Consider the following 22,648-nt stretch of genomic DNA (forward strand, 5'->3'; position numbering starts at 1 on the left):
TTTAAGAAGGTCGATAAAAGAATCTTGCATTAGGGAGTAATTTTAAAACACAAATATCTAGATTTTAATATTTACCCACAACAATATGTATTGATCCATTGCGAGTGCAAAGTTAGCAGACATTAAAAGCTTTTTTTAAAAGAACTCCAAGCGAGCAAAAATTAATAAGCCAATACTTTGATTTCTTTTTAAATACTTTAAAAATCAAAAAATGGGATATTGGCGTACTTTACATTTATTTGACGACAAGAAATTTTACAAGGAGGTGGTTCCAGAACTCAAAGGAGAAATTGGTGATTTGACTCAATCCTGTCTGGAATTTTTAAAATATTATACTACTGGAGGTATTTCTCATTTATCTACTGAAAAACTAAATAGTCTTGTTGAACAGAATATTCAAAGAATTATTTCGATTTCGAACTCACTTGACGAAACATTTAAAATTCACCATGAATTTCATAAAATTACTAATTATGATAGTCAAAATCTTTTTCTAAGCAGTTTAGACGGTCATTATGAGTTCTGTAAATTTCTGGAATACTATTTATTTAAGACCTGTGCTGACTTCAATCCGCATTTAGGACTGGGTAAAGGTGGTATATCCCGAAACTTTAATATCCATATAAAAACACTCTCATATAATATTATTGAAGAACTTGATGATTGGAATGATTTTTTATCTCAGGATAGTATGGGTATTACAAATTGGATAACAAATGAAGATATTCAATTTCTTTTTCTTGATAAAGAAAATTTACATTTTGAAGACAATGACCTGGCAAAAGCTTTTCTGACATTGCTGGATATTGCACATAAGAACAAACTTGGCTTTATTATGGGAGTAGATATGAGAGAAAGCGAATTGGAATTACTATCGAAAAACAAATTACTAGTTAACGATTTATATTCGCACAAACCTGAATAATTTATAATTAAAAACACACAAAGAATATAAGTTTTTGCTTTTGTAATCTTTACGATATCTGAACGAAAATTATTGCTACTCAATGATATTTATTCTTTTTAAATCATCTATAAAATGGTTCGAAAATTGGTCCTGTTAGGGCTACTAAGACAAAGCTTCAGAGAAATCTGGAGCTTTTTTGTTTTAAGCTACTCTCCTCTATATCATCATTTATTTATCTCACGCATCTTATCCAGCAACTCCATTTCATCGTCAGGAAGAAGCTGTAAAGCAATTTCAAGTAATATTATTAAATCAATTGTAACATCAGAAGAAATATCTTTTTTAAGTAAACCAATACATGTTTTAAGTAAAGAAGAAACCGTTAGATTTAATTCATAATAAGAAGATAATTTTATTGGTACACAAAACGAATTATTTTCAGCATCGGGTTTTAGTTTTGTGAAATAGTTCATTTTACTCATTAATTCTAAAATAGTTGTCGCTAATTCTTTTTGTTGCGTTTCCATAATTTTAATTTTTAATAATCCTGCATTTTATACTCTACACTGGATTCCTCATTACATTTTTTTAGTACGATTAAACAAATATAGATAAAAAAACAGACTTATTTGACTGGATATATACGTTCCTGTTTTTTCAGCTACTTAATTATAATTTTCAAGTCTTAATAATAAGTGATGAGAAAAACTGAAGTACCTGAATCTGTGAAGATTGTTGGAAATAACATAAAAGAGATCATTAAAGAGAAAAATCTTAAAGTACGCAATGTAGCTCATGATGCAGATTTAGATATTGAAGCATTAAGAAGATACATGTTAGGTAAACAAATTATGGGTATTGATAAACTTATACGCATCAGCAAAGCTTTAAATGTCGAAATCTCAGAACTGTTTCAGAAAATATAATCTATTTAAATTCTAACCCAGTTGCGTGGATATACACAATAACAGAGTGGAATGTTGCAGGTACAAGTCCTCTTCCCGCTACTAAAAAAGCTTCAGAGAAATCTGAAGCTTTTTTTGTTTTAACTATAAATATGTAAACTTTTTTCAGGACGAGACAAAGAAGCAAATCATCCTAAATACAAAACCAACTATCTATTAAGTCTATTGACCAAATCTGTTGTTGTAAGCAGTGCTTTATTTTGATACTTTAGACTTCTTAATGTTCAAAGCTTTTTGTTTTATCCACTGAATTGAAATATCCACTGGTGCTGTAATATTGCCAGAAGTAGTATTGTGTGCTAATGTTGAAAACAAGGTATATTCGAAAGGTTTGCCTTGAGCTTTCAATGTATTTAATTGCTCCATACACAACTTTACTGGAATCTGTATATCTTTCTCACCAAAAAGCCAAAGTCCTGGAATTGAAAGAGTATTCAGAGAAGTTTTTGGGTCCGTCGCCACGAATTGATATCTATCTGGGTCATTTTTAGTATGTTCACGAGCATCTGATTCTGTATGATTTTCCCAAAAATTATTGTTCCCGTTAGTATAAAACTGAAATCGAAGTTGTTCTAGAGTTGTAATTGTTGGGCAACTAAATAAAACCATAAATTCTATTTGTGGATTTTCACTCGCAGCAATTGGAATTATCCATCCTGCTTGGCTGAAGCCAACTAATCCAATTGGTGTTTTTTTATCTTTCAAATAGGTTCGAAATGTATTTACTGCTGAACTTGCATCCTGAGATAATAAATTAAGATTAGTAGTGTCAATATTATTCGTGCCAACAGATGGCCCTACATATACACCGCCTGATTCTCCAACTCCACGTTTATCATATGTCAATACAGCAATACCTTCTTTGGCAAGACGTTTAGCGAACTCTATTTCTCTTTTTACAGGATCAGACCCATGAACAATTACAACTGCTGCAAATGTTTTTTTAGGCGTTAAAATCGAGCCTGCAAGAGTGACACCTTGACTTTCAAACTTTACATCTTGAATAGTAAAATCGGCCGATTGAGAAAACACCATTTCTGGTAAAGTTATTAATAATAACCAAAGAAATAAGTTAATGTTCATTTTGGTTTAATTTAAAGATTGTTTTGAATTGTCTTGGTCTTCATTAGCATTGCTTACGTCCCATTACTAAAGCGGGGTTTGGGACTAAATTAAGCCCTATTCTGGAATTTACCAAATCATCCCAAACACAAAACCTACTTCCCATTAAGTCAATTGCCTAAATCTGTTATAGTAACTGTTTACAGTAGTTTTTTATTTATTTTTAGCAATTCTAAATCCAAATCCGTCATTTCGTGTCCCTTTTGGAGATTGGTATCTAACTTCTGGCATATGAATTCCATATTCTAATGGCTTTCCATCAGCACCTTGGGTTTCGTAAAACCAACTAACTCCTTTCGAAATTTTATATGCTCCTTCTGTTGCTCCTTGTGGATTTTTTTTACTTACTAAACTATCCTTCTCAGGGTTATACCAATCAAAAACCCATTCACCAACATTTCCAGTCATATCATAAATTCCTAGTTCATTAGGTTTAAGTAAACCAACTTTATGAAAGATGCTGTCTGAGTTTTCTTTTACCCATCCAATCTCAATTGGATTATTACTACCACTATATTTGTAACCTCTAGTTTTCTTTCCACCTTTGGCGGCATATTCCCACTCTGCTTCTGTTGGTAATCTTCCCCCTGACCATTTAGCAAAGTCATTTGCTTCGTCCCAAGTTGCAAGCATTGGATTTTCGTCTATCCATTTATAATATACTTTTATTCCGTGAGCATTTTCAATAGGTGCTTCAGGCATTTTCCTACCTGTTCTTTCGCAAAATTCTCTAAACTGTTTAACAGTTATTTCATATTTACTTATGTAAAAATCATCAAGCTCTACCATTCGGTGTGGACTTGTAAAGCCATTTATTGTGTCGCCTTTGGGGCTGATGACGATTTGGTTTTTACCTTGTTCAAAAGTCCCGCCCTCTACAAAAACATAGTCAACATTGTCTTGTCTACAGGAATTTAACACCAAAAGTCCAAGAAATATTATAAATGTCTGTTTTGTCATAATGCCTTTTTTAAATTACTGCCAACTTTTTTATATCAGTGATAAGCCACACAAAACTACCCAAATTGAGTAGATATATGTGATAAAGTATTATATTTTTTCATCATAAATCATTAAGATTCGCATACTAAAATAGTATAATAATCTGGTTAGATATTTCAATATTACCTGGTACAAAACAAAAGCTTCAAATTTAGCCTAAACCCACCATATTTGCCAAACGGCGCTTAGTGGCAGCTTATTTTAGTACGCTATTTAATTCAACGAGCTCAAAGTCGTCATTATTTTGTAGTAGGTGTTTTAATATAGGAACATGCCCTTGTCCAAATATTAGTATAACGTATTTGTCCGAAGGTTCAACTTGATTTATAATATTTGAATAAATAGCAAGATTTCTTAAATACCAATCTGACACAGATTCTGCTCCTGCAAAATTTTTACCTGCTCCAATCTTTGCAATAAATTTTAGATAAATTGATAAATTTCTTTTTAATTCTTCTGGTTTATTTATGTATTTTAAAACTTCAGTTATTGTGCCTTTTTTTAATTTATTATCATAATCATTTATCATTTTATTTACTTCGGTCCCTAAATCTTTTAGCAAATAAAGCTGATTATTTTCTTTTGCGGTCACAGCCACTAAGCTATCGTGCATTCCATAGAATTTGTCTATACAATTTATTTGATTTAATTTTAATTTTTTACCTAACCTAAAACCAATTTGTTCTCTTTCTGAAACTGTAAGTTTATAATGATCCTTTACATACAAATTATACAAACTGTCGCTAGAACGTTGATTATCAATCGATCTTTCAATCATTACTTTAGTCGCTTTTGTTTGAGACAGAACATTAGTTAATTCTTCTAATTCACTTTGTCGCTTAGCACTAAAAAAATCGTCCACTTTTAGTTCAAATTGATCTGTATGTGGGGTTTCAAAATGAATAGTTCCTATTAATAAGATTTTAGTTTTATGTTTAGATTCTTGCCCAAAAGTTGTTGTTACTAATAAAAGCGTAATTAAGAATGTAGAAATTGTTTTAATGAAAGTCATTTTTTTTGGTTTGTTTTTTAGTTTATTTTATATAGTTGTCGTTCTCTCAAATTTTCACCAAATGTTGATTAGTTATTTCTGTCGCTCGAAAGTGACGCACAACTTAGCTATTCTAGTCACAAAATGGCATCAATATAACTTTTTAAGGTGGTTTTGAGTTATTCGGTGGTTTTTTCCAAGCGAATATAAAATATTTTATTACAATATATTAACCTTTTTTAAGGTAAATAAAATCATTATCTTCTCATTTAAATCTTCTTTAAATCATTTATAAAATGGTTCTTTAAGGACTACGAAAATCAATAATGAAAATGGCGGGCGACGAGAACTTAGAACTAGAAAAGTTAGATTGCGTTTAAAATCTTTAAATTCTCCAAACAAGTGGTTCGGAACTGTACCATCAAAGTCTATAATCTTCGAAGAGCCGAGTATAGAAATAAATAAGTCATAAAAGTGATTTTAATCGAAATCTCTTTTATTTTTGCCAAATGTTAGAAATTCTTTACCAAGACGAATATATTATAGCAATTAATAAACCAAGCGGATTGTTGGTTCACAAATCATTTTATGCGCGTGATGCTAAAGTTTATGCTATTCAAGAATTGAGAAATCAAATAGGAGGGCAACACGTTTATCCTATTCATCGGTTAGACCGCAAAACATCTGGTGTATTGTTATTTGCGTTGGACAAAGAGGTTTTAAAAATCATGAATGATCGTTTTGCCACACGCGAAGTCCAAAAAAAATATTTAGCAATTTTACGTGGTTGGTCACCCGAAGAACTAACGATTGATTATGATTTAATCAACGATGATGACATTAAACAAAATGCAATAACATACTTTCATCGTTTGCAAAATGCCGAAGTTGAGTTAGAATTTAATAATAAACCAACCTCAAGATATTGTTTGGTAGAAGCGATTCCTGAAACTGGACGTATGCATCAATTACGAAAACATTTCAAACATATTTTTCATCCCATTTTAGGAAGTCGACCACATGGTTGCAACAAACAAAATAAATTATGGCTGGAGAATTATGATTTAAAAGGAATGATGCTTCATGCACATCAGTTAATTTTTAATCATCCAATAAAAAATGAACAACTGATCTTGAATGCAAAGATTAATGAAGAGTTTAGCAGGATAGGTAATATTCTTAATCTAGATTTGAGTAACTATCAATAGAATAATATTTTAAAACTAAGATGCACATGCTAATACACTATAATAATTTTCAATAAGTCGGTTAGCTATTTCAATATTCACGCTACCAAAACAAAGCTTCGGAGAAATCTGGAGCTTTTTTCGTTTATATTTGCTTGCATTAAATTTATTTTAATAATAAAATACTGAAACCAAATAAGACATTACAATCAGAAACAAAAATGAAAAAAGAACTAATAACTATTTTATTTGTATTTACTGTTATAAATATGTTTGGACAAATTACAACCACTTCTAAACCAGACAAAACGAATTATTCTAATGATAATTTACTTCCTAATGAAGCGGTCACTAATAAGGTTATAAATCCGCTTCAAAAAGTTGAATTAGATGAAGAAGCAATCCTACTTTATGATTACGATGGCTCTATTTTTTCATATGATTTTGACTCCGAAGATATTAATTGGACTGTAAAAGCTACCGATTCTAATACTGAAATGTGCGCTAATAAAGTAACACTACATGATGGTGTTATATATGTGCCATTTATAAACGGTGAAATTTTCGCAATAGACAACGTAACTGGTGAGGCTTTTTGGAAATCAAGATTAGGCAACATTACAGATCAAATTATTCTAAAAGATCAAACTCCAATTATAAATGGGGGAAAACTATATATAACTGCTCAAAATCAAGATCAAAGCAGTAACATATACGCCCTTAATCTAAAAGATGGTAGTTTATCATGGAGCTACAAGTTAGATTCGCCAAATAATGACATTCCTGTGCTCTTTTTTGACAACAAAATTTTCACCCAAAGTGCGTCGAATGTTTATAGTTTTGATGCAAATACAGGAAAAGTTCTTAACCAAAAAAGCTTTGAAGAACCTATGCATGGAAAACCTGTAACTGATGGTGAGAATGTATTTATAGCAAATGAAAAAGAGGTGCTTTTTGCCTTAAGTCCTAACAAACTAGATATTTTATGGCAATTTAAATTAGACGAAAATCAACATAATATAAAGGAACGTATATTCTGCAAAGACAAAAAAGTATATTTTGCAGCACAAGGTTCTACCGTTTCTTCTGTATACGCTGTTGATTCAAAAACAGGAACTCAGCTATGGAAAACTGATTTTAAAGATGATACTATCGAATATATTACCGAGCATGATGATACTCTTTGGGGATATACTCGTAAAGGAAAACTTTTTAAACTAAACTTATCAAATGGTGAAATCGTATTAGAAATAAAGCTAACAACCATACCTGTTTCAAACATTGAATTTCCTGATGATGATAACTTGTTTTATTATTATTGTGACGCTGGTTTAATTGAATACAATTTAAAAGACAAAGAGGAAATCGTATATTATATGCGAACCTCACTTAAGGACGATATTTATAGCGCCTATATAAAATTAATTCGATAACAAAAAAAAAAGAGCTCACTGCACTACGAAGCTTTTATTAAAATAAATTATTCTATACCAATCTTCAATAAAATGGTTAGACATTTTTAATATTTCTAACTACTAAAACAAAGCTTCAGAGAAATCTGAAGCTTTTTATTTTAAGCTAAAACGTAAAAAAACCTGAATCTTTTATCAGGTTTTAATTTCCATAAGAACATCTAAAAAATTGCGCAAAATCAGAGCCATTTGCGCCACTTTTCATTAGAATACTTTGGAGAACTGGCTGAAATCTCAACAAACCCATATAGACACTAAATATCAATCAATTACAAACTTTAAAATGCCTTAAAAATTTTATAGCTTTTATCTTTTGAAAATGAACTTTCTATTTTTGTCTCAACAAGAAATATAGCAACAAAATCAATTACATTTACTCAAAAATGATGTTCACACCTCTTTAAACGAACTCACCTTGTGTGCCATCTAAACGAAATTTTCCAATAAACCAATAAATAGAAATTTGACAATGAAACATTTTAAAATTGTATTGCTTTTACTCTTATTTAACATTAATAGTTTCGGACAAAACGAATCTTTAATAAATTATAATTCCATTGCAGATAGTTTATACCAAGCAAAAAGCTACAACTCAGCTACAAATTTTTATATAAAAGCATCACAGTTTGCTGAATTCCCCAATAAAAAAGGAAGCAATTTATATAATGCGGCTTGTTGTCTGGCTCTTCAAAATAAAAAAGACAGCGCTTTAATTTTTATAAACAAAGCCGTAGATTTAGGCTATAATGATAAATTAAATATTTTAAACGACTCTGATTTAAATTCACTTCATGGAAATAGTGAATGGGATAATCTTGTAAAAAAACTTAAAGTAACAAAACCATTAAACGACAATCCTGCAAAAGTTACATTTTTTACAGAAGATATCCATAGATTTTGGAAAGCATACGATTTAGCCAATAAAAACCCGACTCAGTACAAAGAGATTTTTAAGACTAATTACTTTGACAAAGCAAGCATTGGAATGAATGATTATTTTAGTAGTAAAGTTGGCTCTATTGATCAGTTTATAAACCATATACAATCTGCACCGAAGTTCTACCAATCTATCCGAAAAAACACTTTAAAAGTCGATGATTATAAGAAGGATTTTAAAAGATCATTTCAAAATTTAAAAGACATTTATCCTGCTGCCAAATATCCAGATATTTATTTTGTAATTGGTGCTTTTACAAGTGGCGGAACCATTTCAACAAATGGCTTATTAATTGGCTTAAATCAAACAAGTCAAAGTGACGAGATACCAACAGATGAATTAAGCGAAGGTCTTAAAACAAGATTAAACAAAATTAAATATTTACCCAACTTAATTGCTCATGAACTTATTCATTTTCAACAAAAAACAAAGAGAGACACCATTACCTTAGGTTATGTAATAGTTGAGGGATCGGCAGATTTTATTGGTGAGTTGATAAGTGGAAACACAGCAAATCCAGATTTAATGAATTGGGCAAAAGGAAAAGAAAAGGCTATTTGGGAAAAATTTACAAAAGACATGTATTTTAACAGATACAATAATTGGATTGCAAATTCAAAACAATCTTCAAAAAACAATCCACCTGACCAAGGTTATTGGATTGGTTACCAAATTTGTAAAGCATATTACGAAAATGCAAAAGACAAAAAGAAAGCCATTTCTGAAATACTGAATATTCAAGATTATAGAAAATTTTTAGCTGAAAGCGGTTGGGAGGAAAAAGTAAGCAAGCTCTAATGAGGTAGTCTCTCACTAACTTACATAGCCTTATGAAAAAGAAGATTTACTATCGAATAAATTCTTAATCAAGAACAAAACATTTGCATAGCGATATATACTTTAAAGAAATAGGTTCAAGATTTATCCCTTTAGGGCTACTAAGGCAAAAGCTTCAGATTTCTCTGAAGCTTTTTTGCTTTAGGTGCTTTGTTACTTAGTTTAGAGAATACAAATTTTACTTACTTGATTAAAATTACAAGAGCAAAGTCGAGAAATATTAACGTAGCCTCTCATTAAAACCCTTCGAATAGTCGGTATCTTTAAAAAAACACGACGTAAAAGTTATAAGAATACACTTTCAAAATAAATAATTGTCAATTTTATTAAAAATTATATTTTTGATATTAAGATGAACAAAATCCTCTTCACCCCTTTTTTCTTCCAAAACAAACCATTATTAATCAAATAAATACACCTTGATTAATTCAATCAGTTTACGATTTATTATCTCTAAATGCGGTATTTCCTGAATAACTAAAAAATATTTTTTTTAAATCTTACTTGCGTATCTTAAAATTAGTTCTAATTTTGCACCCGCATTAGAAAAGTAGGCCCGTTCGTCTATCGGTTAGGACGCATGGTTTTCATCCATGTAAGAGCGGTTCGATTCCGCTACGGGCTACTAAAAACAAAGCTTCAGAGAAATCTGAAGCTTTTTTTGTTTACGATAATTTGTTTCTTTGCTTTCTCAAGCAAAAATCAAAGAAATTGAATGATAAATACTTTAAAAAATAAAGATAACTTTCGGTCTAATGCAAACTCACTACTCGTTTTATTTTCCATTCTTTATCTTTGTTTTCCCAGACAATTAAAAAATGTCCAACTTTTGAAGGTGTTCCAATTGGCTCCTGATTATTATGAAATTTTTGCAAACCAATTTCAATTGCACCAAAATCTTTAATTGGATAAACTTCTACACTTCCCTTAACTATTTCCCTTGTTACCTTTCCGCAAATATATTTTTGAGTTGCAGCACTAATGGTAAAATTATTATCTTAAAATACTTCATTGCTTTATCTTGATATTTATAGTTTAATTTGGTTTCAATTTCTGTATTGCTATTGAATATAGCAACCTACTTTACTTTGCACTCTTTTTTATTATACTTTTTACACTTATGCTACTACATTCGTTTACAAACACAAAGACTGGTTTTTATTAAACAAATATAACAAAATCGAACAGTACGAAGAATGGTTTCTAAACTATAATACTTAAAACGATAGCCTAAATTAAATCCAAATATTGCATGATTTTTAAGAAATAATTGAATCCCATTTATCATTTCTATAAGCAGATTTGTCTAGGTAATATCCATATTTGTCCATTGCCTCCATATAATGATCTCCTTAATTTTGTATATAAACACTATCGTTTCTTATTATATCGACTCTAAATGAACAAACATAAATTAATCCGATACCTATTTGCTCTCATCATGATTGGTTTAATGATAGGAGTTTCGGAATGGCTAGATGAAAAAGAAGTTCTATTTCCTGAGATGGCAGCTTTAGTTCTTGGTTTATGGGTTATAGATAAAAAAATATGGACTGTAAGCAAACCGATGTTTATAATACTGATGACTGTTTGTGCTTTTTTCGGAATTCTCCTTGTCCGTTACTCTCCCTTTCCATTGTTGGCAAATATTGCAATTTCATTTGTTTTTACTTCGCTCTGCCTCATCATTACACGTACCACGCTAATTCCCATAACGTCTGCTACAATGTTGCCTGTGTTAATGGGAACTCATTCATTGGTTTATCCTGCTTCTGTTTTTGTTATGAGTATTTTAGTCGTTACTGGACAGTGGCTTCTTGAGAAAAATAAATTACGCCAAACAATTCCTTTAAATATAAAAAAGAGTGCCATTCATAATCCAAAGCACTGGATCAAGCTGTTTTTTTGGCTATTACTCATAGCTGTAATTCCTGTTTCTACAGGTCAAGTATATTTTATAGTACCTCCGTTGGTGGTGATGTTTATAGAATTTAGTTCTTCTTCTGCAGGTTTTCGCAATCGCCCTCTCCAGGTTTATTCGATAATGGTAATTGCTGCAGTTTTAGGAACTCTCTTTCAATATTATCTTCATACACTATTGGGTTTACCTCTTGTATATACGGTGCTATTACTATTTTTATGTCTTTTTATCTCTTTTGAAATCGCTGGAAAACCTTTTGCTCCTGCTTGCGCAATTGCCCTTGTCCCAATGATTATTCCTCAAGAAAAAGTACTAGCCTACCCTTTTCAGGTGGCTGTTGGAACGGCTGTATTCTTATTTGTAGCAATGTTCTTTTTCCAAAAATGTTACCGCTGGAAACGTGCACATCTCCTAGTTTGCTTTATTCCTCATCCGATAAGATTAAAAATGGAACGTCCAAAACGCAAAATATAGGTGATTAGACTAATCAAATTACAATAAGATCATTAGGCAATATAAAATTTTATTAGAAGCCTATAAATACATCCATTTTATGAATATTGTTTACTCTCGTTCTCTAGTCTTTTAAATTCTATTTCGGCTATTTTCTTAGCTTGCTCAAAGAAAATAATACATTCATCTTCTAGTAGTTCACTACATGTTACAACAGTACTTTGTGTATTTTTTTGTTTTAACTTTTTTGTATTTACAGCTCTCAATTGGTAGATTGGATTATCTTTTTCATCTACAAAATCAAAAGGAAACTCGATTTCCTGTATATATTTCAATAACGAGAATAAGCAACTCCATGAAAACTTTCCTGTGTGATACCCTAAAAACAAATGAATATGTCCAATTGCAATTTGCTTCATAGCCTTATACAAAAAATCATTTTTCATTGCAACAGTATCGTCATTGAAGCAATTCTGCCCAAGACTAAGAAATTGTTGTGCCAGTACCATTTTGCTATCATAAATTTTTTTCACAAAATCGATCTCTCTTTCTAATTCAAAAGTTTTAGAATAAACAAGAAACAAAGAGTTGTTATATATCAAAAGCCCATTTGATATAATTGCATTAAAAAAATATTTCTGATTGCAATTTTTCTTACGCAAATGATTAATACTATGATTCAGAATAGTCACTTTGTACTTACCTTCAAACTTTTCTCGTATCAAAGCTTCTACTGATGCTACTCCATTTTCGATATGTTCTAAATTAAGTACCAGTAAATAAAAATGATAATTAGGAAGTTGATTGCTATAATTTGCACTTTTGTCTGTATTATCCTCATGAATTGTAGTGTATCCAAAACAATGTATTGCTCTTATTTTCTTAAAAGAATCTGTAATTACGTCACTTATCCTTAAGAATGCGTCATCCATGATGTAATTAGACTGAATTCTATTATTAAAAATAGATTTTCCTAAAAAATCCTGATTGTTTAACTCTTTTACTTTTTGCTTACATAACTTTATATATTCATGAAAGAGCCTGTTTATTTCTCTTTGCATTAATTCGATTTTAGCTTTTGCTATATCTATCAATGTAAAATCTATAGCTCCCATATCAAGATTTTGCTGTATACTGTTATAAGCCGTATTTAGCATTATTAAGATTTCTTTATCTTCCTGAATATCTTTATTTAATATGGTTTTAAATGTGGGTGCAAAATCAATAATATAATCGTAGTGTATCAATAAGCAGGTAGAACTAATAAATTCTGGCATAAGAAACTCTGAAGCACATATGTAGATGTAACGCAACGTTTGATGCATTGCAAAGGCTGCATCTACACTCTTATTACTTCTTCTATAAATTGACACATTGCGGAATACTACCACTGCTGATTCAATATCTATATCAAATCGCCTTTTGGCTTTTTTGGATAAATGTTTTGATGTATTTACCCTTGGATAGAATACTTTTGAATTTGGCTCAAAATAAACCAGCTCTTTATAAGTGCAATGTTGTATAAAAAATAGTTTGCCTTTTCTAAATCCGTAATCAGCCCATTTAGAATTAATGAATTTGAAAACAAAATCAGGATATAATTTTATAAACTTAAATGCTGTTTCTCCTAAAGCGTCTCCCTCCTGAGTACAATTTTCCTTGAGTATAAATGTTACTATAACATTATTATTACCATTACAAGACACGTAAACCGCTCCAGCTTCAATAAACAGAAGTAAGTCTGTAATTGCTTTTTCTAATTGTTCATAATGGGGATTGCTTTTTGGTATTTTAATCGGATACTCCATAATTTATTTTTGCAGACTAAAACAACTACCTCTTTTGATGACTACCTAATATTATCTCTTTAATCTTCTAAATACTACCGTACTTAAAAAGTTTGTCAATGCTTTTTGTCAATCAAAGCGTTAATGTAGCAGGGTCTTAATCATATTTGTACTTTTTTTTGTACGTTTGTCATTTACTTAATACTTTTCTTATATTATTGCAAATATATAGAGTTTATCCTACATATCACAATAAATTGAGTAAATAATCTATAATTAAAATACAATGATAGTCGATAGAATACTACAATTTATTGAATACAAAGGGATTAACAAACGTAAATTTTATATCGAAACGGGACTTTCTAATGGTTTTTTAGATAAGGTTAAAGATATTGGTGCTTCAAAAATAGAGCATATACTCAATGCCTATCCTGAGATTTGTACGGAATGGCTTTTAACTGGAAATGGGGATATGCTATTAAAATCGCATAAGTTTGGAGGCCAATTAAATATAAAAATTGATTCAGTTCATGAACCTAATACTACTTCTTACAAGCCTGAGAATAAGGAGTCCATACAAAAACAGCAAATTCCATTATACAACATACAAGCACCAGGAGGAATTGCCTCTTTATTTCAAGATGCAAATCAAGATCCAATAGAGTTTATATCAATACCTTATTTGCCTAAATGTGATGGTGCAATTCATGTAAATGGCGACAGTATGCATCCTCTTTTAAAAAGCGGCGATATCGTTATGTATAAAAGGATGAACAATGTTATTGAGAACATCTTTTGGGGCGAAATGTATTTAGTTTATCTAATAACCGATGATCTTGAAGAATTCGTTATGATTAAATGGATACAGAAGTCTGACAAAGGTGATGATTGGATAAAATTAGTAAGCGAAAATCCTCAACACCAACCTAAAGAAGTTCTTTTCACAAATATTAAAGGATTAGCCTTGGTTAAAGTATCGATCAGAATAAACGCTACGTATTAATTTTAAGTCACATAACCGTATGTTTAAGAGTTATTCTCTTTGCACTACAGTTGCTACCCAAATAAAGAAAGCTTCAGAGAAATCTGAAGCTTTCTTGTTTCATACCATTCCTATATAAATCTAAAATCAAAATAAATCATATATTAGCTAAACACAATCAGAACCAAACAGTTAAAGCCAAAAATAATGAATTTACCTCCTTACTCTAGTTTTCCAAATATTGTTGGCAATACAATTTCGTTGCGACAAATTACTCCCTCTGACATTAAAGATATTATTGAGATTTCATATTATGATGCCGTTCAAGCAACAACCGTAGATCAAGCTTCAGAAATGCAAGCCAAAATTAACAATGACTACAGTGACGGCAACTCAATTCATTGGGGTATTGCAGAAAACATTACAAATAAAATTGTCGGAACTTGTGGTTATTATCGCGGACTTGACATAGGAGCTGGCGAACTTGGTTGCGTTTTGTTACCTAAATACCGCGGTCAAGGCTTTATGTCTTTAGCAATGTCTTTAGCCATAGAATTCGGTATCAACCAAATTGGCTTAACCCGTATCTGGGCCGAAACATCTCAGGATAACGAGAACGCAATAAAACTTTTGGAGCGACTTAATTTTATCAAAATTGCCGATTTAGCTGATAATTACATTGAATACGAATTAAAACAAAATCTATAAATAGAAAGTCTCAATAAAATCATAACTCATTAATTTTTAACAATATATCATAAACACAAATACATTATATATTAGCTAAAGAATTAATAGAATCTTTTTTTAGTCTTTTTAGCGCCCAAAAAACTGAGAACAAATGATTAGTAGCATCAAATTAATAATAACTAAACTTGCCTCTAAGCCAAAGAATATTTTTCTTTTGGATAGTATTGGAGCTTTTATAACTGCTTTCTTGTTAGGGTTTGTCTTGGCGAAATTTCAAGATGCTTTTGGGATGCCTCAAACAATACTTTATTTCTTATCTGCACTAGCATTGGTTTTCGCAATATATTCTTCATGCTGTTATTACTATGTTACTACCAAATGGCGTTCCTATCTATATCCAATTATGATTGCTAATGTTTTATATTGTTGCCTCACATCTGGGCTTCTAATTTATTATTTCCATAAACTAACCATCTTAGGTTTAATTTATTTTATACTCGAAATTAGTATTATAATCTGCTTGGTTGTTATAGAAAGAAAAGTTCAAAGGGACCGAGTAACGAAGTAGCAAAGGTTTGGATTAAACATAAAAAAACGCAATATTATCTTTTGATGACAATATTGCGTTTTCGTTATATAAACACAGGCTTTATTTCTTTGAATATAAAAACTTTAGAATCTCCGAAGAAACCTTTTGAACCTTTGAGACTCTGTATCTCTGCCCCTTTTTTAAGCCATAAACAACATATTTTTATTATAATTATACAATACTAAGTCATACGGCACTACGTTTGGCAGTACTTTTTCAGAAGAGGCATCTAACTTAATGTTATTTGCTTTTCGGAATAAGTAAATATCTTTTAAACAATTTGATAAACTCTGATGAATCATTGATGAAGTCATAGGCAGTTTATTATCTCCTACCAATAAATCTATTTGATAATTGGAACTAGATTTAGAAAGATTATTACCTATTATTCTTATTTCGAATGTTGTAGGTTTCCCGTTATGTTCTCCCTGATATTGTACTCTCATAGTTTATCAATTTAAATTAAGTATAATTTCATTTATAAGGTTTTTTTATGCCTTTTGAAATATAAATTTACTAATAAAATTCTTTTTCAATCATAATTAATTCTGAAATTTAAAAAAACACAAATGCAGCTAACTATTATTATTTCACTTAAAACTCTTTTAGCAGCCAATTATCAATATCTCATAAAATCTGTAAATTAAAAATCAAAGCTGTAGTTATTTATGATAATTTCACGGGATGTAATTAGTATTTAATATTTTATTAATTTTGAATAACTAATCTTAAACCCTAATCTCATGGAAATGAATTTCATAGCATTTTTTGCTTCAGCATTAACAACCCTTGTTACTGGTTTCATTTGGTACAACCCAAAAGTCTTTGGAACAATCTGGATGAGAGAAGCCAGAATAACTCAAGATGATCTTAAGAAAGGAAACATGCTAAAAATTTTCGGATTAACTTATATCTTTTCCTTAATGATGACAATAATCGTTTCGGCATTAACAATTCATCAATCGGGCGCATTAGGAATGATTGGAGGCCCTCCAATGCTAGAGAGTGCAAAACCATCTTTTGCTGCTTTCATGGCCGATTACGGAACTGCTTACCGTACTTTTAAACATGGTTCGCTTCATGGATTCTTAACTGGGGTATTCTTTGCATTCCCAATGCTGGCAATTAATGGTTTATTTGAAAGAAAATCTTGGAAATATATTTTTGTACATGCTGGATACTGGATTCTTACCTTAACCATAATGGGCGGAATTATTTGTGCTTGGGCATAAAATCGAAATATAAAAATCCGTTTGAAAAATAAAAAATCAAACGGATTTCTTTTTTTAAGTATACTGTAGCTAAATAAGCCATAAATTATAATATTCTATTATTATTAAGTAAATTTGAAAAATATAGTACTCCTACCTTGAATGCATCTTATTCCTTCCAGATTTACAACAATACTGCGTCACTTCCTATATCATGGAATGATTTGGCTAGCCATAATATTTTTTTATCCAAAAAATATCTAGAGGTATTAGAAAAATCGGCGCCAACCAATATGTTGTGTCATTATATCGGACTTTTTAAAGAGTCTGAATTAGTCGGTATTGCGCTCACACAATTTTTAGATTCTAATCAACTAGAATCATTTGGTGAACGTGATCAATGTGTAAAAACTTCGGTTCGAAATTTTGCCTTCAAAAAATTTGCTTCTCATGTTTTGTTTGTGGGCAATAATATGCTTACTGGACAGAACGCATTTTCATTCTCTGAAAAGATAAGCGAGCCTAAAGCGATTAAATTATTGCATAAAGCTATTAATGCCCTAAAAAAAGATTTCAAATCAAAAGGCAAAAAAATTCACATTACGACTATCAAAGATTTTTCGACAAAAGAAATTGATATGCTCTCTACCGAATTTAAAAAAGGGTACACGTTTTCTATTCAGCCTAATATGATTTTTAAAATCAATGAAAGCTGGGAAACTGAAACCGATTATATTGATGCCTTATCCAAAAAATACCGTGACCAATACAAACGTACTCGCAAAAAAGCTTTGGGCATAGAGAAACGAAAAATGGATCTAAATGATATCATCACTTTTGAAGATACGATTTATGATTTGTATTATCATGTTGCCAAAAATGCTCCATTCAACACTTTTTTCCTGGCAAAAAATCATTTTAGAGTTTTTAAAGAAACATTAAAAGAGAAGTTTCTTTTTTACGGCTATTTTATTGACGGAAAACTAATTGGTTTCAATACTTTAATCATGAATGGAACCGCAATGGACACTTATTTTTTAGGTTACGACGAAAGCATTCAACGTGAAAAAATGCTGTACTTAAATATGCTTTATGATATGATAGCATTTTCTATAAACAAAGGTTTTAAAACCATCATTTTTGCAAGAACTGCTCTAGAAATAAAAAGTTCTGTGGGTGCAAAACCTGTAAAAATGTATGGGCTTATCACACATAGCAATGCTTTAATCAATCATAATATTGCCAAATTATTTAACTATCTAGAACCCAAAACCGATTGGCAGGAACGAAATCCGTTTAAATAATCATATCCCATCTTTGACAAAATTTTGAACGTTACCAAAGGTTCTTAAGGAATGGCAATTTTCATTTGCTTATGCAAAATATGGATATCTAGTTCAGTTTCTGCTCCACAATATTCTCCATCGACTTGAAAACTAACTGGATAATTTGTTTTCATTACCGCTCTATCTGTCGAAATAATAACAATATCCTCTGAATCAATAGGCATATTTCCTGTAATTATTTTTCCAAGAATTATTAAATCGAGGTTTTTTAAAACTACCAATTCAAATTTACCGTCATTTACAGTACCATTTGGATTAATTACAACGCCTGTCCCATATTTTTGAGAATTAGCAATTACAACCATCCGTGCTTCGTGTTCTACTGTTTGGTTATTTGCCGTAATAGCCACAACAAAAGGATCTCCTGACTCTTTTATAGTTGTGTAGGCCTGTGATGCATAACCCCAAAATCCTCTTATATTACTTTCTTCATAGTTCTTAATTAAATCGGCATTCAGCCCAATATCACTTAAATGAATACTTTTTTTACCATTAATAGAAATCATATCCATTTCGATATAATTACTATGAAAAGCAATACTCAAATTTTCCTCAAGTGTTTTTGGCAAATTTAAATCAACCGATAAACCATTAGCTGATCCTGCTGGTAATATACCAACAACAACATCATATTGCTCCATAGCTTCGGCAACCATCTTTACAGTTCCATCTCCGCCCGCAACAATAATACGAGCAGGCAAGTACTCTTTATGCAGCTCTCTTATTCGAGTAATATCATTCTTTCCTGTAGTTTCATAAACTTTTAAATTAATATGACAGGTTACCGCATAGGATTTTACTGTTGTAATAAGCTCTGACTTATCCAAATCACCCGAAATAGGGTTTACAACAAATAAGATATTTCGTTTCAAAATTTTATCTTTATATTTATTCAAAAGTAATTACACTAGTTATTCCAAAAGTACACAATTAATGAAACCTATTTTAAAATTATATCGCGGATATGCCAATGATCAGGAACTAATTGTCATGGGACATATTTTTAAACCATCAACGGCTAATGATTATGATTTTCAAAAGAAAAATTTCAAAAATGCTACTTCTGTTCTTAAGCTTTTCCAGATAAAAACGATTCCCAATTACGATGTTTATTTAAAACATGGAGATCGACAAATTCATACCAAAACCCTTGATGATGGTTTTTTCAAATTTTGCATTCCTCTAAAACAAGAAACTGGTTTTGGATGGATGGATTATGAAGTTAGTATTACCCATAAAAGTGAAACAATAACATCTTCTGCATCTTTCATCAGACCTCATGAAGGAAATTTAGGAATTATATCAGATATTGATGATACTTTCCTGATTTCGCATACAAAGAATTTTTTCAAAAAATTATACATTCTACTCTTTAGAAACGTAAATGATCGCAAAATATTTGATGATGTTGTACCCCACTACCAAGCACTAAGTTCTGCTGGAAGAAACAATAAAAATGAAAAAAATGCTTTTTTCTACATTTCAAGCAGTGAATGGAATTTGTATCGATTTATTATCCAGTTTACTAAAATACATGAATTACCAAGAGCTGTAATATTATTAAAGGATATTAAAACTGGAATATCCGACTTTTTTATGAGTGGCAGAGGAAATCATGACCATAAGTTTGACAAAATTAAACATGTTCTGGAGTTTTATCCAAACCTTAAATATGTTTTACTAGGCGATGATTCTCAACATGATCCAATATTATACGAAAGAATTTGCAAAATATTTCCTGTAACTGTGAAAGCAGTTTATATAAGACAAACCGGTAAACATAAAAAGGAAGCAACGGAAGCTATTATGAAAAATTTAGAGAACCTTGAAGTTTCTGTTTGCTATTTCAAACATAGCAGTGAAGCAATTGAACATTCTAAAAAGATTGGTATTATTGCCTGAATTATATGTTAGATGCAAGATGGCAGATATTACATATCAGATAAAAATACAAAGTAAAAAACTGAAAACTAAACCAACGAAAACCTAGAACAAAAAAAAACTGCATTTCTTGTTTTAAAAAAGTGACTTTAGATCCTCTTTTAATAACATTAGAAATGCAGTTTTTTGTGAATACTTTTAGCCGAAGCTAAAACAACTTACAAGTTATCTATTTCTTCCTGAACTACTTCCCATTCTGAAAGTAATTTATCTAATTCGGCTTTCTTTTTATTGTATGCCATAAAAAATGAAGCATCTTCAATATGCTTATCATAGTTTGAAGCTAACATTTTATCATCGTGCTGAATATCTTTTTCTAATTGTTTGATTTGACTTTCAACTTTACTCAAGCGATTCTGCAACGCTTTATTTTTCTTTTGGTCTTCGTATGAAGCTTTATTACTTTCTTTAGGAGCTCCTGCCTTTGTCGCATCTTTTTTCTCTACTTCACGCATGTTTTCTAAGTTGCGTTGTTCTAAGAAATAATTGATGTCTCCTAAATATTCTTTTATTTTTTGATCCTTAAATTCATATACCAAATTAGACATTCCCTGAAGAAAATCTCTATCGTGAGAAACAAGCAATAAAGTTCCTCCAAATTTTTGAAGCGCTGCTTTTAATACATTCTTAGATTTTATATCCAAGTGATTCGTAGGCTCATCCATCAACAAAACATTTATAGGTTGCAACAGCAACTTACATAATGCCAAACGGTTTCTTTCTCCTCCCGAAAGAACTTTTACCTTTTTTTCTACATCATCTCCACGAAACAAAAATGATCCCAACATATCACGAACTTTTGATCGGTTGGTATCCATTGCAGCATCTTCCATTGTTTGCAACAATGTGATTTCTCCATCTAAATATTCTGCTTGATTTTGGGCAAAATAACCCAACTGAACATTATGTCCTAATTTTATGCTTCCTTGGTATTCAAATTCATCAACAATCGCTTTGATAAAAGTTGATTTTCCTTGTCCGTTCTGTCCCACAAAAGCAATTTTGCTTCCACGTTCTACTAACAGATTTATATCTTTAAGTATAACTTTATCTCCGTAAGCTTTTGTAACACTATCAGCTTCGACCACTACTCTACCCGGCTCTTTAGAAACTGGGAAAGAAATATTCATTACCGAATTATCATCTTCATCTACCTCAATACGTTCTACTTTATCTAATTTCTTGATAAGCGATTGCGCCATTGATGCTTTAGAAGCTTTGGCACGGAATTTCTCGATTAACTTTTCTGTTTCTTCAATTTTCTTGGCTTGATTTTTTTGAGTAGCCAATTGTTTTTCACGAATTTCATGACGTAACAATAAGTATTCTGAATATGGTTTATTAAAATCATATGCTTTACCTAATGAAATTTCGATAGTTCTGTTGGTTACATTGTCCAAAAACATCTTATCGTGCGATACAATCACCACAACTCCTGGATAATTACGCAAGAAACTTTCTAACCAAATGATACTCTCAATATCCAAGTGATTCGTAGGCTCATCCAGTAACAAAATATCGTTAGACTGTAATAATAATTTTGCTAACTCAATACGCATTCTCCACCCACCTGAAAAGGTTTCGGTTTGGTTATTAAAGACTTCTCTCTTAAAACCTAAACCTAAAAGAATTTTCTCTGTATCTCCAACATAATTATACCCTCCTAATAATTCGAAACGGTGTGTATAATCAGATAAATCTTCAATAATCTGGCTGTATTCTTCACTTTCATAATCGGTTCTGGTTACCAATTGATGATTGATTTGCTCTAATTTTTTCTCTACAACTTTTATATCTGTAAAAGCTTCGTAGGCTTCTTCTAGTACTGTTCTTCCTTGTTCAAAATCGATATCCTGACGCAGAAACCCCATTCGTACCTCTTTCTCTGTTGCAATTTGTCCTGAATCTGGTTTAAAATCGCCTGCAAGAATTTTTAGCATTGTTGATTTTCCAGCACCATTTTTCCCTACAAGACCTACTCGATCTCCTGCACCTAAACGAAAAGTAACTTCCTCAAACAAATAAGATCCCCCAAACGAAACAGATAAATTATGTATATTAAGCATTTATTATTGTTATTTTATAACTAATTGATTGTGTAAATTAATATTTTCAAATTAATGAAAATCTAATTTTTTGTAGACATTAAAATACTTTTTCCTGAACAACTAAATGTTTTTCAAGCTTACCAAAGCTTTAATTTTACATTTAATTGACCCGTAATCCGTATTTTTGATTCTTGATTTTCTAAAACATATAGCAATTTATATTGCGTTTTACTTATAATTTTAAAAATGCAAAGGTA

20 protein-coding genes and 1 tRNA gene are annotated in these 22,648 nt (G+C 30.8%); 13 read left to right on the forward strand and 8 right to left on the reverse strand.

The window, feature by feature from the left end:
- Nucleotides 1-211: 211 nt before the first annotated feature.
- Complete coding sequence (locus OIU80_RS09425; RefSeq protein ID WP_264286771.1) at nucleotides 212-925, forward strand: hypothetical protein; 714 nt, start codon at nucleotides 212-214, stop codon at nucleotides 923-925.
- Between the two features lie 206 nt (nucleotides 926-1,131).
- Here the strand turns inward: OIU80_RS09425 and OIU80_RS09430 are convergent, their stop codons facing one another.
- Nucleotides 1,132-1,434 carry a hypothetical protein gene (locus OIU80_RS09430; RefSeq protein WP_264286772.1) on the reverse strand — a complete coding sequence of 101 codons (303 nt, stop codon included), beginning with the start codon at nucleotides 1,432-1,434 and terminating at the stop codon, nucleotides 1,132-1,134.
- Nucleotides 1,435-1,605: 171 nt separating this feature from the next.
- On the opposite strand from OIU80_RS09430, the gene OIU80_RS09435 reads away from it, so the two are divergent.
- Nucleotides 1,606-1,833, forward strand: coding sequence for a helix-turn-helix domain-containing protein (locus tag OIU80_RS09435; RefSeq protein ID WP_264286989.1), 228 nt, complete (start codon nucleotides 1,606-1,608; stop codon nucleotides 1,831-1,833).
- Nucleotides 1,834-2,067: 234 nt separating this feature from the next.
- Here the strand turns inward: OIU80_RS09435 and OIU80_RS09440 are convergent, their stop codons facing one another.
- The 3 genes from OIU80_RS09440 to OIU80_RS09450 all read right to left on the reverse strand — a co-directional run bounded on the left by OIU80_RS09440 (nucleotide 2,068) and on the right by OIU80_RS09450 (nucleotide 5,008).
- Entirely contained in the window at nucleotides 2,068-2,955 is an 888-nt protein-coding gene (locus OIU80_RS09440) for an alpha/beta hydrolase family protein (RefSeq protein WP_264286773.1), read from the reverse strand.
- A 192-nt stretch (nucleotides 2,956-3,147) separates the two neighbouring features.
- On the reverse strand, nucleotides 3,148-3,954 hold the full coding sequence (locus OIU80_RS09445; RefSeq protein ID WP_264286774.1) for a formylglycine-generating enzyme family protein: 807 nt from the start codon (nucleotides 3,952-3,954) through the stop codon (nucleotides 3,148-3,150).
- A 238-nt stretch (nucleotides 3,955-4,192) separates the two neighbouring features.
- Entirely contained in the window at nucleotides 4,193-5,008 is an 816-nt protein-coding gene (locus OIU80_RS09450; RefSeq protein ID WP_264286775.1) for a DUF5694 domain-containing protein, read from the reverse strand.
- A gap of 488 nt (nucleotides 5,009-5,496) precedes the next feature.
- On the opposite strand from OIU80_RS09450, the gene OIU80_RS09455 reads away from it, so the two are divergent.
- From OIU80_RS09455 to OIU80_RS09475, 5 genes are all read left to right on the forward strand, one after another.
- Nucleotides 5,497-6,195 carry a pseudouridine synthase gene (locus OIU80_RS09455; protein ID WP_264286776.1) on the forward strand — a complete coding sequence of 233 codons (699 nt, stop codon included), beginning with the start codon at nucleotides 5,497-5,499 and terminating at the stop codon, nucleotides 6,193-6,195.
- 200 nt (nucleotides 6,196-6,395) lie between these two features.
- A complete protein-coding gene (locus OIU80_RS09460) occupies nucleotides 6,396-7,607 on the forward strand; it encodes a PQQ-binding-like beta-propeller repeat protein (protein ID WP_264286777.1) in 1,212 nt (403 codons plus the stop codon).
- Between the two features lie 508 nt (nucleotides 7,608-8,115).
- Nucleotides 8,116-9,381, forward strand: a complete 1,266-nt coding sequence (locus tag OIU80_RS09465) for a DUF2268 domain-containing protein (RefSeq protein ID WP_264286778.1) — start codon at nucleotides 8,116-8,118, stop codon at nucleotides 9,379-9,381.
- A gap of 592 nt (nucleotides 9,382-9,973) precedes the next feature.
- A tRNA-Glu gene (locus OIU80_RS09470) sits at nucleotides 9,974-10,045 on the forward strand.
- An 828-nt stretch (nucleotides 10,046-10,873) separates the two neighbouring features.
- A complete protein-coding gene (locus OIU80_RS09475; protein ID WP_264286779.1) occupies nucleotides 10,874-11,815 on the forward strand; it encodes a hypothetical protein in 942 nt (313 codons plus the stop codon).
- A gap of 77 nt (nucleotides 11,816-11,892) precedes the next feature.
- On the opposite strand, the gene OIU80_RS09480 is transcribed toward OIU80_RS09475, so the two are convergent.
- Nucleotides 11,893-13,602 carry a hypothetical protein gene (locus OIU80_RS09480; protein ID WP_264286780.1) on the reverse strand — a complete coding sequence of 570 codons (1,710 nt, stop codon included), beginning with the start codon at nucleotides 13,600-13,602 and terminating at the stop codon, nucleotides 11,893-11,895.
- Between the two features lie 265 nt (nucleotides 13,603-13,867).
- On the opposite strand from OIU80_RS09480, the gene OIU80_RS09485 reads away from it, so the two are divergent.
- From OIU80_RS09485 to OIU80_RS09495, 3 genes are all read left to right on the forward strand, one after another.
- Entirely contained in the window at nucleotides 13,868-14,587 is a 720-nt protein-coding gene (locus tag OIU80_RS09485; protein WP_264286781.1) for a S24 family peptidase, read from the forward strand.
- Between the two features lie 186 nt (nucleotides 14,588-14,773).
- Entirely contained in the window at nucleotides 14,774-15,274 is a 501-nt protein-coding gene (locus tag OIU80_RS09490; protein ID WP_264286782.1) for a GNAT family N-acetyltransferase, read from the forward strand.
- 133 nt (nucleotides 15,275-15,407) lie between these two features.
- A complete protein-coding gene (locus OIU80_RS09495; protein WP_264286783.1) occupies nucleotides 15,408-15,824 on the forward strand; it encodes a hypothetical protein in 417 nt (138 codons plus the stop codon).
- A gap of 161 nt (nucleotides 15,825-15,985) precedes the next feature.
- On the opposite strand, the gene OIU80_RS09500 is transcribed toward OIU80_RS09495, so the two are convergent.
- Entirely contained in the window at nucleotides 15,986-16,291 is a 306-nt protein-coding gene (locus OIU80_RS09500; RefSeq protein ID WP_264286784.1) for a hypothetical protein, read from the reverse strand.
- A 297-nt stretch (nucleotides 16,292-16,588) separates the two neighbouring features.
- Here OIU80_RS09500 and OIU80_RS09505 point away from each other — a divergent pair, with 297 nt between their 5' ends.
- Nucleotides 16,589-17,077 (forward strand): DUF1761 domain-containing protein, encoded by a 489-nt coding sequence (locus OIU80_RS09505; protein ID WP_264286785.1) that lies wholly within the window; start codon nucleotides 16,589-16,591, stop codon nucleotides 17,075-17,077.
- 137 nt (nucleotides 17,078-17,214) lie between these two features.
- Nucleotides 17,215-18,360, forward strand: a complete 1,146-nt coding sequence (locus OIU80_RS09510) for a peptidogalycan biosysnthesis protein (RefSeq protein WP_264286786.1) — start codon at nucleotides 17,215-17,217, stop codon at nucleotides 18,358-18,360.
- Nucleotides 18,361-18,404: 44 nt separating this feature from the next.
- Here the strand turns inward: OIU80_RS09510 and OIU80_RS09515 are convergent, their stop codons facing one another.
- Nucleotides 18,405-19,274, reverse strand: coding sequence for a diacylglycerol/lipid kinase family protein (locus OIU80_RS09515; RefSeq protein WP_264286787.1), 870 nt, complete (start codon nucleotides 19,272-19,274; stop codon nucleotides 18,405-18,407).
- 61 nt (nucleotides 19,275-19,335) lie between these two features.
- Here OIU80_RS09515 and OIU80_RS09520 point away from each other — a divergent pair, with 61 nt between their 5' ends.
- On the forward strand, nucleotides 19,336-20,304 hold the full coding sequence (locus OIU80_RS09520) for an App1 family protein (RefSeq protein WP_264286788.1): 969 nt from the start codon (nucleotides 19,336-19,338) through the stop codon (nucleotides 20,302-20,304).
- Between the two features lie 197 nt (nucleotides 20,305-20,501).
- Here OIU80_RS09520 and OIU80_RS09525 read toward each other — a convergent pair whose 3' ends face one another.
- Nucleotides 20,502-22,409 (reverse strand): ABC transporter ATP-binding protein, encoded by a 1,908-nt coding sequence (locus tag OIU80_RS09525; protein ID WP_264286789.1) that lies wholly within the window; start codon nucleotides 22,407-22,409, stop codon nucleotides 20,502-20,504.
- Nucleotides 22,410-22,648 lie beyond the last annotated feature (239 nt).

This window comes from Flavobacterium frigoritolerans, from assembly GCF_025847275.1.
Classification (GTDB): Bacteria; Bacteroidota; Bacteroidia; order Flavobacteriales; family Flavobacteriaceae; genus Flavobacterium; species Flavobacterium frigoritolerans.